Annotated in this window: 16 protein-coding genes and 1 rRNA gene; 16 read left to right on the plus strand and 1 reads right to left on the minus strand. The window is 70.7% G+C overall.

Annotation, left to right across the window (positions count from 1 at the left end; genetic code table 11):
- Window positions 1-55 precede the first annotated feature (55 nt).
- The 5 genes from rpmI to pheT all read left to right on the plus strand — a co-directional run bounded on the left by rpmI (window position 56) and on the right by pheT (window position 5,266).
- Window positions 56-250: a 50S ribosomal protein L35 gene (rpmI, locus tag JHE00_RS29840; RefSeq protein WP_200324535.1), complete on the plus strand. Its 195-nt coding sequence runs from the start codon at window positions 56-58 to the stop codon at window positions 248-250.
- Between the two features lie 64 nt (window positions 251-314).
- Window positions 315-692, plus strand: coding sequence for a 50S ribosomal protein L20 (gene rplT / locus JHE00_RS29845; protein WP_200324537.1), 378 nt, complete (start codon window positions 315-317; stop codon window positions 690-692).
- A 32-nt stretch (window positions 693-724) separates the two neighbouring features.
- Entirely contained in the window at window positions 725-1,498 is a 774-nt protein-coding gene (locus tag JHE00_RS29850) for a TrmH family RNA methyltransferase (protein WP_200324539.1), read from the plus strand.
- Window positions 1,499-1,614: 116 nt separating this feature from the next.
- Entirely contained in the window at window positions 1,615-2,679 is a 1,065-nt protein-coding gene (gene pheS / locus JHE00_RS29855) for a phenylalanine--tRNA ligase subunit alpha (protein WP_200324541.1), read from the plus strand.
- 4 nt (window positions 2,680-2,683) lie between these two features.
- A complete protein-coding gene (gene pheT, locus JHE00_RS29860) occupies window positions 2,684-5,266 on the plus strand; it encodes a phenylalanine--tRNA ligase subunit beta (protein WP_200324543.1) in 2,583 nt (860 codons plus the stop codon).
- Window positions 5,267-5,352: 86 nt separating this feature from the next.
- On the opposite strand, the gene JHE00_RS29865 is transcribed toward pheT, so the two are convergent.
- Window positions 5,353-6,042, minus strand: a complete 690-nt coding sequence (locus tag JHE00_RS29865; RefSeq protein WP_200324545.1) for a DNA alkylation repair protein — start codon at window positions 6,040-6,042, stop codon at window positions 5,353-5,355.
- A gap of 189 nt (window positions 6,043-6,231) precedes the next feature.
- Between JHE00_RS29865 and argC the strand changes: the two genes are divergently transcribed.
- From argC to JHE00_RS29920, 11 genes are all read left to right on the plus strand, one after another.
- Window positions 6,232-7,260, plus strand: a complete 1,029-nt coding sequence (gene argC / locus JHE00_RS29870) for an N-acetyl-gamma-glutamyl-phosphate reductase (protein ID WP_200324547.1) — start codon at window positions 6,232-6,234, stop codon at window positions 7,258-7,260.
- Window positions 7,257-8,408: a bifunctional glutamate N-acetyltransferase/amino-acid acetyltransferase ArgJ gene (gene argJ, locus JHE00_RS29875; RefSeq protein ID WP_200324549.1), complete on the plus strand. Its 1,152-nt coding sequence runs from the start codon at window positions 7,257-7,259 to the stop codon at window positions 8,406-8,408. The genes argC and argJ overlap by 4 nt, the downstream gene beginning before the upstream one ends.
- Entirely contained in the window at window positions 8,405-9,325 is a 921-nt protein-coding gene (gene argB / locus JHE00_RS29880; protein WP_200324551.1) for an acetylglutamate kinase, read from the plus strand. The genes argJ and argB overlap by 4 nt, the downstream gene beginning before the upstream one ends.
- The gene (locus JHE00_RS29885; protein WP_200324553.1) at window positions 9,325-10,518 is read left to right on the plus strand and encodes an acetylornithine transaminase; all 1,194 of its coding nucleotides are present in this window, start codon (window positions 9,325-9,327) and stop codon (window positions 10,516-10,518) included. Before argB ends, JHE00_RS29885 begins: the two co-directional genes overlap by 1 nt.
- A gap of 1 nt (window position 10,519) precedes the next feature.
- On the plus strand, window positions 10,520-11,440 hold the full coding sequence (argF, locus tag JHE00_RS29890; RefSeq protein ID WP_200324556.1) for an ornithine carbamoyltransferase: 921 nt from the start codon (window positions 10,520-10,522) through the stop codon (window positions 11,438-11,440).
- Between the two features lie 34 nt (window positions 11,441-11,474).
- Window positions 11,475-11,993, plus strand: coding sequence for an arginine repressor (locus JHE00_RS29895; RefSeq protein WP_200324558.1), 519 nt, complete (start codon window positions 11,475-11,477; stop codon window positions 11,991-11,993).
- The gene (locus JHE00_RS29900; protein ID WP_200324560.1) at window positions 11,986-13,188 is read left to right on the plus strand and encodes an argininosuccinate synthase; all 1,203 of its coding nucleotides are present in this window, start codon (window positions 11,986-11,988) and stop codon (window positions 13,186-13,188) included. The genes JHE00_RS29895 and JHE00_RS29900 overlap by 8 nt, the downstream gene beginning before the upstream one ends.
- Window positions 13,189-13,214: 26 nt before the next feature.
- Window positions 13,215-14,639, plus strand: a complete 1,425-nt coding sequence (gene argH / locus JHE00_RS29905) for an argininosuccinate lyase (protein WP_200324562.1) — start codon at window positions 13,215-13,217, stop codon at window positions 14,637-14,639.
- A gap of 97 nt (window positions 14,640-14,736) precedes the next feature.
- The gene (locus JHE00_RS29910; protein WP_200324564.1) at window positions 14,737-15,354 is read left to right on the plus strand and encodes a DNA-3-methyladenine glycosylase; all 618 of its coding nucleotides are present in this window, start codon (window positions 14,737-14,739) and stop codon (window positions 15,352-15,354) included.
- Window positions 15,355-15,388: 34 nt separating this feature from the next.
- The gene (gene tyrS, locus JHE00_RS29915; RefSeq protein WP_200324566.1) at window positions 15,389-16,663 is read left to right on the plus strand and encodes a tyrosine--tRNA ligase; all 1,275 of its coding nucleotides are present in this window, start codon (window positions 15,389-15,391) and stop codon (window positions 16,661-16,663) included.
- 390 nt (window positions 16,664-17,053) lie between these two features.
- Window positions 17,054-17,121: ribosomal RNA gene (locus tag JHE00_RS29920) — 16S ribosomal RNA — on the plus strand; the annotation flags it as partial.

Raw genomic sequence — 17,121 nt, forward strand, 5'->3', positions numbered from 1 at the left:
TGCACGCACAGCAGCACACCGGTTCTCGGTGTGCTGCCGTCTGAAAGAGGAAAGAATGCCGAAGAACAAGACTCACAGCGGGATGTCGAAGCGCGTCCGCCTCACCGGCAGCGGCAAGGTCCGCCGCCAGAAGGCCGGCCGCCGCCACCTGATGGAGAAGAAGTCCAGCCGGGTCACGCGCCGCCTCGAGGGCACCACCGAGGTCGCCGCCTCCGACGTGAAGCGGATCAAGAAGCTCCTCGGTCGCTGACCGCAGACGAACCCCGCCGTAACCACCGGGGCGCGAGGCGCCCCCTGATCGACAGGATGGACCCGTGGCACGCGTCAAGCGGGCGGTGAACGCCCAGAAGAAGCGTCGCGCAACTCTCGAACTGGCCAGCGGCTACCGCGGTCAGCGTTCGCGGCTGTACCGCAAGGCCAAGGAGCAGACGCTCCACTCGCTCAACTACGCCTACCGGGACCGTCGTGCCCGCAAGGGCGACTTCCGGCAGCTGTGGATCACCCGCATCAACGCCGCGGCTCGCGAGAACGGCATCACCTACAACCGGTTCATCCAGGGCCTGAAGGCCGCCGGTGTCGAGGTCGACCGCAAGATCCTCGCCGAGCTCGCCGTGAACGACGCGGCTGCCTTCGCCTCGCTCGCCGAGGTCGCGAAGCAGAACGTCAACACCGAAGAGAAGAAGTCGGCCTGATCACCGGCCAGAACCGACCCGGGGACGTCACGGTGTTCACGCACCGGACACCCCGGGTCGTTGCTGCCCGGCGCCTGACCACCAGGCAGGGCAGGGACGAGGCGGGCCGCTTTCTCGCCGAGGGAGCGCAGGCCGTGAGCGAGGCGCTGCGGTACGGGCGCGTGCACGAGGTGTTCGTCACCGAGGCCGCCGCGGCCAGGCACGCCGACCTGCTGGCGGACGCGCCGCGCGTGTCGCTGATCAACCAGCGCGCTGCCGAGTTGCTCTCGGAGACCGTCTCGCCGCAGGGCCTCGTCGCCGTGTGCGATCCGGTCACCGTGCCGCTGGAGACCGCACTGGCCGGGACACCACGGCTGGTCGCGGTGCTGGCAGGCATCGCGGACCCCGGCAACGCGGGCACCGTGCTGAGGGTCGCCGACGCCGCGGGAGCCGACGCGGTGGTCTTCGCGGGCGACACCGTCGACGTGCACAACGGCAAGTGCGTGCGCGCCTCCACCGGCAGTCTCTTCCACGTGCCCGTCGCCAGGGAACGCGACGTGGCCGCCGTGCTCACCGCGTGCTCGCGCGCGGGACTGAGTGTGGTCGCCGCCCACGGTCACGCCGACGAGGACCTGCGCTCGGCGCCGGGACTGGCCGAGCCGACGGCGTGGCTGTTCGGCAACGAGGCCCACGGGCTGCCCGACGACGTGCTGGCCGCGGCCGACCGCGTCGTGAAGGTGCCCATCTACGGCAAGGCCGAGAGCCTGAACCTCGCGACCGCCGCCGCCGTCTGCCTCTACGCGAGCGCCTTGCGAAACGAGCCCTGACCGAGGGTGACCGCTGGGTGGCCAACCCGGATCACTTAGAATCTCCCCGTCCTTCTGCCCACGTTCGCTCGCGCCTGCGTGGTGCTTCCCGAACTGTCAGCGGACGCTGAGGAGCCATGTCCGAAGTCGACAAGCAAGAGTCCACACAGGTGGACGCGCTCGCCTCCGAGACGCTCGACGCCGCCGTCACGGCGGCGAAGGAGGCGTTCGCGGCCGCTGCGGACCTGGACGCGCTCGCCACGGTGAAGCCCGCCCACCTGGGTGATCAGGCCCCGCTCTCGCTCGCGCGCCGTGAGATCGGCGCGCTGCCCAAGGACCGCAAGGCCGAGGCCGGCAAGCGCGTCAACGAGGTCCGGCAGGCCGTGCAGTCCGCCTACGACGCCCGGCTCGCCGCGCTGCAGGCCGAGCGGGACGAGCGGGTGCTGCGCGAGGAGGCCGTCGACGTCACCCTCCCGTGGGGCAAGACGCCGCGCGGTGCCCGGCACCCGATCACGACCGTCGCCGAGCGCGTCGCCGACGTGTTCGTGGCTATGGGCTACGAGGTCGCGGAGGGCCCCGAGCTCGAGGCCGAGTGGTTCAACTTCGACGCGCTGAACTTCGGCAAGGACCACCCCGCCCGGCAGCTGCAGGACACCTTCTACGTGGGTGACGAGGACTCGAACCTGGTGCTGCGCACGCACACCTCGCCCGTCCAGGCGAGGGCGCTGCTGCACCGCGACCTGCCCGTCTACATCGTGTGCCCTGGCCGGACGTTCCGCACCGACGAGCTCGACTCCACGCACACGCCCGTCTTCCACCAGGTCGAAGGTCTCGCCGTGGACAAGGGCATCACGATGGCCCACCTCAAGGGCACGCTCGACGCCTTCGCGAGGTCGATGTTCGGTGAGGAGTCCGGCACGCGGTTCCGGCCGCACTTCTTCCCGTTCACCGAGCCCTCGGCCGAGGTCGACGTGTGGTTCCCGGAGAAGAAGGGCGGCGCCGGCTGGGTCGAATGGGGCGGCTGCGGCATGGTCAACCCCAACGTGCTCCGCGCCTGCGGTGTCGACCCCGACGTCTACTCGGGTTTCGCGTTCGGCATGGGCCTCGAGCGGACCCTGCAGTTCCGCAACGGCATCCCGGACATGCGCGACATGGTGGAGGGCGACGTGCGGTTCACCCTTCCTTTCGGAACGGAGGCCTAGGCAAGTGCGAGTCCCCGTCAGCTGGCTGAAGGAGCACCTCGAGCTCAGCGACGACGTCACGACCGACGCGCTCGTCGACGCCTTCGTGCGGATCGGCATCGAGGTCGAGGACGTCGAGCCGCTCGGTGAGGTCACCGGTCCGCTCGTCATCGGCCGCGTGGTCGAGATCGAGGAACTGACCGAGTTCAAGAAGCCGATCCGGTACTGCCGGGTCGAGGTCGGCGACGTCGACCTCGACGACCCCGACGATCTGGACGACGCGGACGCCGACGCCGACGACACCGCTGCGCAGGAGTCCGGCGAGGACGACGAGGACGTCGACCCCAGCCGCCCCCGCACCAACGGCATCGTCTGCGGCGCCAGCAACTTCGCCGAGGGCGACCTGGTGGTCGTCGCGCTGCCGGGTGCCGTGCTGCCCGGCGACTTCACGATCGCGGCGCGCAAGACCTACGGCCGCGTCAGCGAGGGCATGATCTGCTCGGCCAAGGAACTGGGCCTCGGTGAGGACCACAGCGGCATCCTCGTGCTGCCGTCCGGCACCGCCAGCCCCGGTGACGACGCCCGCGACGTGCTCGACCTGGCCGACACGATCCTCGAGCTCGCCCCCACCCCGGACCGCGGCTACGCGCTGTCGATCCGCGGGCTCTCCCGGGAGCTGGCGTGCGCGCTCGACGTGCCGCTCGGCGACCCGGCCAAGATCGAGGTGCCCGAGGCCGAGGGCGAGGCCTGGCCCGTGCACCTCGAGGACCCCGAAGGCTGCCGCCGGTTCGTGCTGCGCCGGGTGACGGGCCTCGACGCGGGAGCGCCGACGCCGTGGTGGATGCGGCGCAGGCTGCTGCTCTCCGGCATGCGGTCCATCTCGCTCGCCGTGGACGTCACCAACTACGTGATGCTCGAGCTCGGGCACCCGCTGCACGCGTTCGACACCGGCACCATCAAGGGCGACCTGGTGGTGCGCAGGGCCAAGCAGGGCGAGAAGCTCACGACCCTCGACGACGTCGAGCGCGCGCTCGACGTGGACGACGTCGTGATCGCCGACGACAGCGGCGTGATCTCGCTGGCGGGCACCATGGGCGGCGCAGGCACCGAGATCGGTTCCGACAGCACCGACGTGCTGCTCGAGGCCGCGCACTGGGACCCGGCGTCGATCAGCCGCACCGCGCGCAGGCACAAGCTCTTCTCCGAGGCCGCCAAGCGGTTCGAGCGCTTCACCGACCCGCAGCTGTGCGCGGTCGCCGTGGAGCGGGCCGCCCGGCTGCTGAGGCAGTACGGCGACGGGACCATCCGGCCCGGCCGCACCGACGTCGGTGAGGTGCCTGCCGCGCAGGCCATCACCATGCCGATCAACCTGCCCGACCGCATCGCGGGCGTGCGCTACGAGCGCGGCGTCACCGTCAGCAGGCTCACCCAGATCGGCTGCAAGGTCGCGGTGGGCAGCGGCGACGACGGCACCGCGCTGGTCACGGCCGTGCCGCCCAGCTGGCGTAGCGACCTCGTGCAGCCCGCCGACCTGGTGGAGGAGGTGCTGCGGCTAGAGGGCTACGACAGCATCCCGTCCACCCTGCCGCCCGCGCCCGCGGGCAGGGGGCTCACCGAGACGCAGCGGCGCCGCCGCACCGTGTCCCGTGCGCTCGCCGAGGACGGCTACATCGAGGTGCTGCCGTTCCCGTTCGTCGCACCGTCGGTGTGGGACGCGTTCGGCCTGCCCGCCGACGATGCCCGCCGTCGTGGGCTGACCGTGCGCAACCCGCTCGAGGCCGACAAGTTCCAGCTCGCGACGTCGCTGCTGCCCGGACTGCTGGAGACGGTGCAGCGCAACATCTCGCGCGGGTTCCGCGATCTGGCGCTGTTCCACATCGGACAGGTCGTGCTGCCCGCGGAGGGCAAGGCCGTCGCACCCGACCCCGGCGTGGGCGCGAGGCCGAGTGACGACGAGATCGCCGAGCTCGAGCAGTCCGTGCCCGACCAGCCGCAGCACGTCGCCGTGGTGCTCACCGGGCAGCGGCAGCGCTCCGGCTGGTGGGGCTCCGGCGACGCGGCCACGTGGGCCGACGCCGTGCAGGCCGCCCGGACCGTCGCCGAAGCCGGTGGCGTCGAGCTGCGCGCCGAGGCCGCCGACCTACTGCCGTGGCACCCTGGCCGCTGCGCGCGCCTGGTGGTCGGAGACGCGACCGTGGGTCACGCCGGCGAGCTGCACCCCAAGGTCGTCGAGGCGCTCGGCCTGCCCAAGCGCACCGTCGCCATGGAGCTCGACCTCGACGCCGTGCCGCTGCGGGACGCGCGGCCCGCGCCGTCGATCTCGCCCTTCCCGCCCGTGCTGCTGGATGTGGCGCTGGTGACCGACGACGGCGTGGCCTCGGCCGAGCTCGCCGACACGTTGCGCACCGGTGCCGGCGACCTGATCGAGGACGTCGCCCTGTTCGACATCTACACCGGCGAGCAGGTCGGAGAGGGCAAGCGGTCGCTGGCCTACAAGCTGCGCTTCCGCGCTCCCGACCGGACGCTCACCGTCGAGGAGGCGACACAGGCCCGCGATGCCGCCGTCGCCGCCGCGGCCGAGCGCTTCGGAGCCGTGCTCCGCGGCTGATCACACGGAGCACACCGAGCACACCGAGCGACCGCCTCCGGACCACCCGGGCCGGAGGCGGTTCGCGTTCCTGCCCGTGGCCGATGTCACGACGCGCTCAGATGCTTGAGTGCCTCCCTCCGCGACAGCGGTGACAGCTCCGGATGGTCGGTGACGAACGTCCGGACCCAGCCGGGATCCGTGCGCGCGTACTGGCGCAGGGCCCAGCCGATGCCCTTGCGCAGGAAGAAGTCCGGGTCGCCCACCGTGGCCTCGACGCAGAACGCGAGCAGGTCACGATCGGTCGCCCCCTTGGACCCGATCTGGCAGATCACGGCACTGCGCCGTCTCCAGCGGTCGTCGTCGCGGGCCCAGGTGCGCAGCCGCGGAGCCACCGTCGCGGGCTCGGCACGCAGGATCGGGCCGACGCGGTGGATGGCGAGTTCGTCCACGAAGTCCCACCACGCGCCGGTGACGATCAGCCGCTCGTACAGCGCCAGCCGCTCCGGGTTCTGCCAGCCGTGGTACGAGCGGTGGCCGGTGAGATCGACGGCCAGGTAGCGCTCCTCGCGGTAGGCCGCCTCGTCCCACAGCTGCCGGACGACCAACTCCCAGGTCTCCACGTCGGGCAGCGGGTGCTCGGCGAACAGCCTCCGGCCCAACCGCTGCCGAGCGGGCTTCTGCACTCCACGACACGGCAGCTCCGACTTCATGTACCGCCGCATGTCGGGTGCCTTGACCGGGTCGGCCAGCTCCGCCAGCCCGTTGCGGACCGCCCGGACCAGCGAATGCGTCATCCCCGGTCTGCCTCTCCTCGGAGTGTCGGTGCTCGGTCATCATGCCTCCGGTTGTCGTTCTCGCTGATCTGACCGACCGTAGGAAGGGGCACCGACAGAACCGGCCCCCTGAACGGCGATCGGCGCCAACGGAGCTGTCACCGCGAAACCGGTTTGATTGATATTTCGTGCTGATGCATAATCATTCGTATGACGGTGAAGGTTGCGGTGGCCGGTGCCACCGGATACGCGGGCGGGGAGCTCCTCCGCCTGCTGCTCGCCCACCCGGAAATCGAGATTGGCGCGCTGACGGCCGCCAGCAGTGCGGGCTCCCCGCTGGGGCAGCACCAGCCCCACGTGGCGCCCCTCGCGGAGCGCATCGTCGCCGAGACGTCCCCCGAGACGCTCGCAGGCCACGACGTGGTCTTTCTCGCGCTGCCGCACGGGCACTCCGCGGAGATCGCGGCGAAGCTCGGGCCCGACGTGCTGGTCGTGGACCTCGGCGCCGACCATCGCCTCGCCGACGCGAGCGACTGGCAGCGCTGGTACGGCGGCGACCACGCCGGGACCTGGCCCTACGGCCTGCCCGAGCTGCCCGGTGCCCGGGAGAAGCTGCGAGGAGCGGCGCGCATCGCCGTGCCCGGCTGCTTCCCGACGGGAGGCTCACTGGCGCTGGCTCCCGCCTTCGCCGAGCGCCTGGTGCGGCCCGACGTCACCGTCGTGGCGGTGACCGGGACCTCCGGCGCGGGCAAGAGCCTCAAGCCGCACCTGCTCGGCTCCGAGGTCATGGGCTCGGCCAGCGCCTACGGCGTCGGCGGAGCCCACCGGCACACCCCGGAGTTCGCCCAGAACCTCGGGCTCGTCGCGGGTGAGCGCGTGACCGTCTCGTTCACGCCGGTGCTCGCGCCCATGCCGCGCGGCATCCTCACCACGGCCAGCGCACCGCTGCGGCCGGGTGCCGACCTCGCCTCGGTGCGGGCCGCCTACGAGAAGGCCTACGACGCGGAGCCGTTCGTGCGGCTGCTGCCCGAGGGCTCGTGGCCGACCACCGCGGCGACCGTCGGCTCCAACAACGTGCAGCTGCAGGTCGCCATCGACGAGGGGGCCGGCCGCCTCGTCGTCGTGGCCGCCATCGACAACCTGACCAAGGGCACCGCGGGCGGTGCCGTCCAGTCCATGAACATCGCACTCGGACTGCCCGAGACCACGGGGCTTCCGACGGTAGGAGTCGCACCATGACGATCACCGCAGCCCAGGGCTTCCGGGCCGCAGGCGTCACCGCGGGGCTCAAGCCCAGCGGCAAGTCCGACGTCGCGCTAGTCGTCAACGACGGGCCCTCCGACGTCGCCGCCGCCGTGTTCACCACCAACCGCTGCAAGGCCAACCCGGTGCTGTGGAGCGAGCAGGTGTTGGAGGGCGGCAAGGCCAAGGCCGTCGTCCTCAACTCCGGCGGCGCCAACTGCTACACGGGCCCCGAGGGCTTCCAGACCACCCACGCCTCCGCGGAGCTGGTGGCGCAGAAGCTCGGCATCGGTGCCATCGACGTGGTCGTGTGCTCGACCGGCCTGATCGGCGAGCAGCTGCGGTCCGACAAGCTCATGAGCGGCATCACCGAGGCGGCCGCGGGGCTCTCCGGGACCGGCGGGCTCGCCGCGGCCGAGGCGATCATGACCACCGACACCCGTAGCAAGGAGGCACTGCGCGAGGGTGGCGGCTGGTGCGTCGGCGGCATGGCGAAGGGCGCAGGCATGCTCGCGCCCGCGCTCGCCACGATGCTCGTGGTCGTCACCACCGACGCGCAGGTGGACTCCGAGACCGCCGACCGCGCGCTGCGCGCCGCCACGAGGGCGACCTTCGACCGGCTCGACTCCGATGGCTGCATGTCCACCAACGACACCGTGCTGCTGATGTGCAGCGGCGCCTCGGGGGTCACGCCGGACGAGGCCGAGCTCACCACCCGGCTCACCGAGGTCTGTCACGACCTCGCCCAGCAGCTGCTCGGCGACGCCGAGGGCGCCGACCACGACATCGCCATCGAGGTCGTCAACGCGGCGACCGAGGACGACGCCGTGGAGGTGGGCCGCTCCATCGCGCGCAGCAACCTCTTCAAGACCGCGGTGTTCGGCAAGGACCCGAACTGGGGCCGCATCCTCGCCTCGGTCGGCACCACCAACGCGGTCTTCGAACCGGGCGCGCTGGACGTCGCGTTCAACGGCGTCTGGATCTGCCGCGACGGCCAGCCGGGGGAGTCGCGCGACAAGGTCGACCTGACCGAGCGCGCCGTGAACGTGGTCGTCGATCTCAAGGCGGGTACCGAGAAGGCGACGATCTGGACCAACGACCTCACGCACGCGTACGTGCACGAGAACTCGGCGTACTCGACATGACCGGGGCCGAATCGTTGGTGCCCGCGGACGAACGGCTGGCGACCGCCGCGGAGAAGGCGGGCGTGCTGATCGAGGCGCTGCCGTGGCTGCAGCGGTTCCACGGCGCCACCGTGGTGATCAAGTACGGCGGCAACGCCATGATCGACGACGACCTCAAGCGGGCTTTCGCGCAGGACATGGTGTTCCTGCGGATCGCGGGCCTGCGGCCGGTGGTGGTCCACGGCGGCGGTCCGCAGATCACGTCGATGCTGGGCAGGCTCGGCATCGAGGGCGAGTTCAAGGGCGGGCTGCGCGTCACCACCCCGGAGACGATGGACGTGGTCCGCATGGTGCTGGTGGGCCAGGTCAGCCGTGAGCTGGTGGGACTGATCAACACGCACGGCCCGTACGCGGTCGGCATCTCCGGCGAGGACGGCCAGCTCTTCACCGCGGAGCGCAAGCACGCGACGGTGAACGGCGAGGCCGTGGACGTCGGCCTCGTCGGTGAGGTGGCCAGCGTCAACCCGGACGCCGTGCTGGACATCGTCAACGCGGGCCGGATCCCGGTGGTGTCCACCGTGGCGCCCGACATCGACGGCGTGGTGCACAACGTCAACGCCGACACCGCCGCCGGAGCGCTCGCCGCGGCTCTGGGCGCGGAGAAGCTCGTGGTGCTCACCGACGTCGAGGGCCTGTACGCGAACTGGCCCGACCGCTCGTCGCTGATCGACCGCATCGAGGCCGACCGGCTCGAGCAGCTGCTGCCGGAGCTCGCCAGCGGGATGATCCCGAAAATGGAGGCGTGCCTGCGCGCGATCGAGGGCGGCGTCAGCAGGGCGCATGTCATCGACGGCAGGATCGCGCACTCGGTTCTGCTCGAAGTGTTCACGTCGCGGGGCATCGGCACGATGGTCCTGCCGAGAGACGGGGGAGCGTAGTGTCCAACGAGGACAACCAGCTGCGGTGGCGGGCCGCGATGATGAACAACTACGGCACCCCGCAGCTGACACTGGAGCGCGGTGAGGGCGCCGTGGTGTGGGACGCCGACGGCAACCGCTACCTCGACCTGCTCACGGGCATCGCGGTGAACGCGCTCGGGCACGCCCACCCTGCCGTGGTGGAGGCCGTGACGACGCAGATCTCCACGATCGGCCACACCTCCAACCTCTACATCAACGAGCCCGCGCTGAAGCTCGCCGAGCGTCTGCTCGATCTGTCCGGCGTGGACGGAGCGGGCAAGGTCCTGTTCTGCAACTCCGGCGCCGAGGCCGTCGAGGCGGCGCTGAAGCTGACCCGGCGCACCGGCCGCACCAAGGTGATCGCCACCGAGGGGGGTTTCCACGGCCGCACGATGGGCGCGCTGGCCCTCACCGGTCAGGCAGGCAAGCGGACGCCGTTCGAACCGCTCGTCCCCGGCGTCGAGCACATTCCGTTCGGCGATGTCGCCGCGCTGGAGGCCGCGGTCGACGGCGACACGGCCGCGTTCGTCGTGGAGCCTGTGCAGGGCGAGAACGGCGTCGTCGTGCCACCGGAGGGCTACCTGCAGGCCGCCCGTGCGATCACCGCGAAGCACGGCGCGCTGCTGGTGGTGGACGAGGTGCAGACGGGCATCGGCAGGCTGGGCAGCTGGTTCGGTTACCAGCAGGCCGGCATCGTGCCCGACGTCGTCACGCTCGCGAAGGGCCTCGGCGGCGGGCTGCCGCTGGGCGCCTGCATCGCGATGGGCGAGGCGGCCGAGCTGTTCGAGCCCGGCCAGCACGGCACCACGTTCGGGGGCAATCCCGTGTGCTGTGCGGCGGGACTCGCGGTGCTCGGCACAATCGCCTCGGACGGACTGCTCGAGCACGTGTCCGGTCTCGGCAAGGAGATCGCCGCGGGCGTCGAGCGGCTCGACCACCCGCTGATCGGCGGGGTCCGTGGCTCGGGCCTGCTGATCGGTATCCTGCTGCGCGAGCGGGTGTCGGCACAGGTCGCCGCGGCGGCGCAGCGGGCAGGCCTGCTGATCAACCCGATCCAGCCGGACGTGATCCGGCTCGCTCCGCCACTGATCTTCGGCAACGAGCAGGCCGACGAGTTTCTGACCGCGCTTCCTGGCGCGCTCGACTCCACCACCACGAAGGACACCGACTGACATGCTCCGCCACTTCCTCCGCGACGACGACCTCAGCCCGGCCGAGCAGCTCGAGGTGCTCGACCTCGCCGACGAGCTGAAGAAGCAGCCCTTCCGCGACACGCTGGCCGGCCCGAGGGCCGTCGCGGTGCTCTTCGAGAAGAACTCGACCCGCACCCGGTTCTCGTTCGAGGTGGGCATCGCCCAGCTCGGCGGCCACCCGGTGGTGGTGGACGGGCGCAGCATGCAGCTCGGCCGTGAGGAGACCATCGAGGACACGGCGCGAGTGCTCTCCCGCTACGTCGACGTGGTGGTGTGGCGCACGTTCGCGCAGGCCCGGATCGACTCGCTCGCGTCGGTGTCGAGCGTGCCGGTGGTCAACGCGCTCACTGACGAGTTCCACCCGTGCCAGATCCTCGCCGACCTGCAGACGGTGCGGGAACGCAAGGGCACTCTCGCCGGGCTGACGCTGACCTACCTCGGCGACGCGGGCAACAACATGGCCCACTCGCTGCTGCTCGGTGGCGTCACCGCGGGCCTGCACGTGCGGGTCGCGGCGCCCGAGGGTTTCCACCCGGCGCCGTGGCTGCTCGACACGGTGGCCAAGCGGGCGGCGGAGACGGGCGGCAGCGCGACGGTGCTCACCGACCCGCACGCCGCCGTCGACGGCGCCGACGTGGTCACCACCGACGCGTGGACCTCGATGGGGCAGGAGAACGACGGCAAGGACAGGGTCGGCCCGTTCCGGCCCTACCAGGTCAACACCGAGCTGCTGGGCCGCACGGGCAAGGACACGGTCGTCCTGCACGACCTGCCCGCGCACCGCGGCCAGGAGATCACCGACGAGGTGCTCGACGGCCCGGCCAGCGCGGTGTGGGACGAGGCGGAGAACCGCCTGCACGCACAGAAGGCGTTGCTGGTGTGGTTGCTGGAACGACGATGAGCCGCGCCGACGTGCTCCCTCCGGCGGAGGCGCAATGAGCAGAGCCGCCCGCCAGGCAAGGATCACCGAGCTGGTGTCCACAATGGCCGTGCGCAGCCAGACTGAGCTCGCGAAGCTGCTGGCCGCCGAAGGCATCGACGTCACGCAGGCTACCTTGTCCAGAGACCTCGATGAGCTGGGTGCGGTGAAGCTGCGGGGCGCGGACTCCGGTGCGCCGGTGTACGTGATCCCGGAGGACGGCAGCCCGGTGCGAGGGGTGCAGGGTGGCACGTCACGGCTGTCGCGGCTGCTGGCCGAGCTGATGGTCTCGGTGGACGCCTCGGGCAACCTGATGGTGCTGCGGACCCCTCCCGGGGCCGCGCAGTTCCTGGCCAGTGCGATCGACAGGGCGGCGTTGGAAGAGGTCGTCGGCTCGATCGCGGGCGACGACACGGTGGCGGTGATCGCCAGGGAACCGCTGTCGGGCAAGGACCTGGCAGACCGCTTCGCCGGCATGGCGCAGCGATCGTCTACTTCGGACGTAAACGGTAGTGAGGAGAACAACCATGACTGACCGGGTGGTGCTCGCGTACTCGGGCGGGCTCGACACCTCGGTGGCGATCGGCTGGATCGCCGAGGAGACCGGGGCCGAGGTGGTGGCCGTGGCCGTCGACCTCGGGCAGGGTGGCGAGGACCTGGAGACGATCCGCAAGCGCGCGCTGGACTGCGGCGCCGTCGAGGCCGTCGTCGCCGACGCGCGCGACGAGTTCGCCGACCAGTACTGCCTGCCCGCGCTGCAGGCCAACGCGCTGTACATGGACCGGTACCCGCTGGTGTCGGCGCTGTCGCGGCCGGTGATCGTCAAGCACCTCGCCGAGGCCGCCAAGTACCACGGCGCGACCACCGTGGCGCACGGCTGCACGGGCAAGGGCAACGACCAGGTGCGGTTCGAGGTCGGCATCGGCGCGCTGGCGCCCGACCTGAACGTGCTCGCCCCGGTGCGGGACTTCGCGTGGACGCGCGAGAAGGCGATCGCCTACGCCGACGAGCGCGACCTGCCCATCGACGTCACCAAGAAGTCGCCGTTCTCCATCGACCAGAACGTGTGGGGCCGCGCGGTCGAGACGGGCATCCTCGAGGACCTGTGGAACGCGCCGCCGAAGGAGGTCTACTCCTACACGCAGGACCCGACCGTGCACTTCCAGGCTCCCGACGAGCTGGTGATCACGTTCGACAAGGGCGTGCCGGTGGCCATCGACGGCAAGCCGGTCACGATGCTGGAGGCCATCCAGCAGCTCAACACCAGGGCGGGTGCGCACGGCATCGGCAGGCTCGACATGGTCGAGGACCGGCTGGTGGGCATCAAGAGCCGTGAGGTGTACGAGGCGCCTGGCGCGATCGCGCTCATCACCGCGCACCAGGAGCTCGAGAACGTCACCGTCGAGCGCGATCTCGCCCGGTTCAAGCGGCAGGTCGAGCAGCGCTGGGGCGAGCTGGTGTACGACGGCCTCTGGTTCTCGCCGCTCAAGGACGCGCTGGACGGCTTCGTCGCGAAGACCCAGGAGCACGTCACCGGCGAGATCCGCATCGTGCTGCACGGCGGCACCGCCACCGTCACGGGCCGCCGCAGCGACGAGTCGCTGTACGACTTCAACCTGGCGACCTACGACGAGGGCGACACCTTCGACCAGTCGCTGGCGAAGGGCTTTGTGCAGTTGTGGGGCCTGCCCAGCAAGATCGCCGCGAAGCGGCAGCAGAGCAAGAACTGACGGCAACGACAGTAGAGAGTGACAGCGTGACCGAGAAGGACAGCGGGCAGCCGGTTGCCCTGTGGGGCGGGCGGTTCGCGAGCGGGCCCGCCGAAGCGATGGCGGCCCTGTCGGCCTCGACCCATTTCGACTGGAGACTGGCGCCCTACGACATCGCGGGCTCGCGGGCACACGCCCGCGTGCTGCACAGGGCGGGTCTGCTGACCGGCGACGAGCTGGACGCCATGCTCGTCGCACTCGGCACGCTGGCCGACGACGTCGCGTCCGGCGCGTTCACGCCGACCATCGCGGACGAGGACGTGCACACGGCCCTCGAACGCGGTCTGCTCGAACGCGCCGGCGCGGAGCTCGGCGGCAAACTGCGCGCGGGACGTTCGCGCAACGACCAGGTGGCGACGCTGTTCCGGATGTGGCTGCGCGACGCGGCCCGCCGGGTCGTCATCGGCACGCTCGACGTCGTCGACGCGCTGGTCGCGCAGGCGAGCCGGTACCCGGAGGCGATCCTGCCGGGCCGCACCCACCTGCAGCACGCGCAGCCGGTGCTGCTCGCGCACCACCTGCAGGCACACGCGCAGTCGCTGCTGCGTGACGTCGGCAGGCTGCGGGACTGGGACGTGCGCGCCGCGGAGTCGCCGTACGGCTCGGGCGCACTGGCGGGTTCCTCGCTCGGTCTCGACCCCGAGGCCGTCGCCGAGGAGCTGGGCTTCTCCACCTCGGTGGACAACTCGATCGACGGCACCGCCTCGCGCGACTTCGCGGCCGAGTTCGCGTTCGCCGTGGCGATGCTCTCGGTGAACCTCTCGCGGATCGCCGAGGAGGTCATCGTCTGGAACACGGCCGAGTTCGGCTACGTCACGCTCGACGACGCGTGGGCGACCGGCAGCTCGATCATGCCGCAGAAGAAGAACCCCGATGTCGCGGAGCTGACGAGGGGCAAGTCGGGCAGGTTGATCGGGAACCTCACGGGCCTGCTCGCCACGCTGAAGGCGCAGCCGCTGGCCTACAACCGGGATCTGCAGGAGGACAAGGAGCCGGTCTTCGACTCCGTCGAGCAGCTGGAGCTGCTGTTCCCCGCGATCGCCGGGATGCTCGGCACGCTGACGTTCCACACCGAGCGGCTCGCCGAGCTGGCGCCCGCCGGGTTCACGCTGGCCACCGACATCGCGGAGTGGCTCGTGCGGCAGGGCGTGCCGTTCCGCAGCGCGCACGAGGCCGCGGGCGAGTGCGTCCGCGTCGCGGAGGGCAAGGGCACGGGCCTCGACGAGCTGACCGACGACGAGCTGGCCAAGATCCATTCCGCGCTGACCCCGAGCGTGCGTGAGGTGCTGACCGTGGAGGGCTCCGTGGCCTCGCGCGACGCCCGTGGCGGCACCGCGCCCGCGCGGGTCTCCGAGCAGCGCGAGCGGCTGGTGGCGCGGCTGGCAGAGCACCGGGAGTGGGCGACGCGGTGATCGCTCGCCCCGGCGGGCTCTTAGAGTGTCGGCTGGCCTGTCCGACCGAGACCGCTGGGGGAACCGTGCCGTTGCCGACCGAGAGGTCCGGGTCGCGATGAGCCGTCAGCTCACGCGGGACGAGCTCGCGATCGATCCGGTCGAGCTGGCCCGGCGGCTGCTGGGCCGCGTGCTGGAGTCGCGCAGCGAGCAGGGCACCGTGCGGGTCCGGCTCGCCGAGGTCGAGGCCTACCGCGGGCTCGACGACCCGGCGTCGCACTGCTATCGGGGCCGGACCCCGCGCAACGAGGTCATGTGGGGCCCGGCCGGGCACCTGTACGTCTACTTCGTCTACGGCATGCATTTCTGCGCCAACATCGTCGGGCTCACCGAGGGACAGCCCGGCGCGGTGCTGCTGCGAGCGGGCGAGGTGGAGACGGGCAGCGAGCTCGCGAGGATGCGACGTCCGACCGCGAGGGGCAACGGCGCGGTCGCGAAGGGCCCCGCCGTGCTCACGTCGGTGCTCGGCGTGGACAGGGCGCACAACGGCATCGACCTCACCGATCCGGACTCGTCCGTGCGGCTCTTCGACGGCACCCCGGTGCCCGAGGAGCGGATCCGCACCGGCCCCCGGGTCGGGGTGGCGGCGGCGATGGACATCCCCTGGCGGTTCTGGATCGACGGCTCTCCCGCGGTCGGCACCTACCGGCGCGGCGGCCGGGTTCGCGCCCGCTGACCGGCGCCGCGAGGCGTGGGGGAAAATCCAGTGCGTGACTGAGCACATTCTTGACGAGCTGGCCTGGCGAGGGCTGATCACGCAGTCCACCGACCTCGACGCGCTGCGGCGCGATCTGGACGCGGGTCCGGTGACGGTCTATATCGGGTTCGACCCGACCGCGCCGAGTCTGCACGCCGGCCATCTCGTGCAGATGCTCGTCCTGCGGAGGTTCCAGAACGCGGGGCATCGGCCCGTGCTGCTCGCGGGTGGGGGTACCGGGCTCATCGGCGACCCCCGTGACGTCGGAGAGCGCACGCTCAACTCGGAGGAGACGGTCCGGGAGTGGGCCGAGCGGCTGCGCGGCCAGCTGGCGACGTTCGTCGACTTCGACCACGCCGATGTGCCGCCCATCGAGGTCAACAACCTCGACTGGCTCGGGACCATGTCCGTCCCCGTGTTCCTGCGCGACATCGGCAAGTACTTCTCGGTCAACACGATGCTGGCGCGCGAGACCGTCAAGCGCAGGCTCGAGGGCGACGGCATCTCCTACACCGAGTTCAGCTACATGCTGCTGCAGGCGACGGACTACCGGGAGCTCTACGAGCGGCACGGTGTGAAGCTGCAGATCGGCGGCTCCGACCAGTGGGGCAACATCGTCGCGGGCGTCGACCTGGTGCGCCGTACCCACGGCGCGCAGGTGCACGCGGTGACCACTCCGCTGGTGACCGACTCCGAGGGACGCAAGCTCGGAAAGTCCACGGGCGGCGGCAACGTGTGGCTCGATCCGCAGATGACCACGCCGTACGCCTGGTACCAGTACTTCCTCAACCTGCCGGACGCGAGCGTCGTGGAGTACCTGAAGCTGCTGACCTTCCTGGGGCAGGAGGAGATCGCCGAGCTCGAGGCGGCGACCACCGAACGGCCCGCGGCCCGGCTGGCGCAGCGCAGGCTGGCGCAGGAGCTCACGGACCTGGTGCACGGCGAGGAGCAGACGCGGCAGGTGATCGCCGCGAGCCAGGCGCTCTTCGGCAGGGGAGAGCTGGGCGAGCTCGACGAGCCGACGCTCGACGCGGCCCTGGCCGAGATCCCCACCGGTGAGGTCACGCTGTCCGATGAGCCGACGATCGTCGACCTGCTCGTCGCGGGCGGTCTCGTCGACAGCAAGGGAGCCGCGCGCCGCACCGTCAAGGAGGGCGGAGCGTACGTCAACAACGCCAAGATCGCCGCGGACGACTGGCGGCCGAGCGCGGACGACGCGTTGCACGGACGATGGCTCGTGGTGCGCCGCGGCAAGCGGAACCTCGCCGGCGTGCGCGTCGTGGCCTGATCCCCGCAGCGGGGTCCCTGACCTGCGGTTACGTAGTTAAGGGACCCCCCTGTGAAAGGGGTTCTGAGGCGGTGTAATGTTCTCTTCGTTGCCGGGGAGACCGGGCCGGTGGGAAACCACAGGGCGCGGGTTACCAGGCTGAGGAATGCGAACCAAGCTTCTACTGTTGTGGTAGAGTGGGCGTTCCTCGATGGAGCGACAAGCCCCCAGATAGGCCGCAAGGTTTTAGCTGGGTATACTGGCGCCCCGAATAGCTGGAAATGCAACTTTGTGTTGTTTGAGAACTCAACAGTGTGTTTGTGAGCTTGTAGTCTTTGAGTTTGGCTCGCCTTTTTTGGTGGGTTTGCTTGAGGCTATATGTTGAATATAGCCAGGTTTTTCTCTAATGCATTGTTGGAGAGTTTGATCCTGGCTCAGGACGAACGCTGGCGGCGTGCTTAACACATGCAAGTCGAACG

Source organism: Prauserella cavernicola, assembly GCF_016595675.1.
Lineage (GTDB): Bacteria > Actinomycetota > Actinomycetes > Mycobacteriales > Pseudonocardiaceae > Prauserella_A > Prauserella_A cavernicola.

Coding starts and splice junctions, on each gene's coding strand:
- JHE00_RS29900 (WP_200324560.1), top strand. CDS start 11,986: ATGACTGACCGGGTGGTGCTCGCGTACTCGGGCGGGCTCGACACCTCG.
- argC (WP_200324547.1), top strand. CDS start 6,232: ATGACGGTGAAGGTTGCGGTGGCCGGTGCCACCGGATACGCGGGCGGG.
- JHE00_RS29865 (WP_200324545.1), bottom strand. CDS start 6,042: ATGACGCATTCGCTGGTCCGGGCGGTCCGCAACGGGCTGGCGGAGCTG.
- argF (WP_200324556.1), top strand. CDS start 10,520: ATGCTCCGCCACTTCCTCCGCGACGACGACCTCAGCCCGGCCGAGCAG.
- argB (WP_200324551.1), top strand. CDS start 8,405: ATGACCGGGGCCGAATCGTTGGTGCCCGCGGACGAACGGCTGGCGACC.
- pheS (WP_200324541.1), top strand. CDS start 1,615: ATGTCCGAAGTCGACAAGCAAGAGTCCACACAGGTGGACGCGCTCGCC.
- argJ (WP_200324549.1), top strand. CDS start 7,257: ATGACGATCACCGCAGCCCAGGGCTTCCGGGCCGCAGGCGTCACCGCG.
- JHE00_RS29895 (WP_200324558.1), top strand. CDS start 11,475: ATGAGCAGAGCCGCCCGCCAGGCAAGGATCACCGAGCTGGTGTCCACA.
- rpmI (WP_200324535.1), top strand. CDS start 56: ATGCCGAAGAACAAGACTCACAGCGGGATGTCGAAGCGCGTCCGCCTC.
- JHE00_RS29910 (WP_200324564.1), top strand. CDS start 14,737: ATGAGCCGTCAGCTCACGCGGGACGAGCTCGCGATCGATCCGGTCGAG.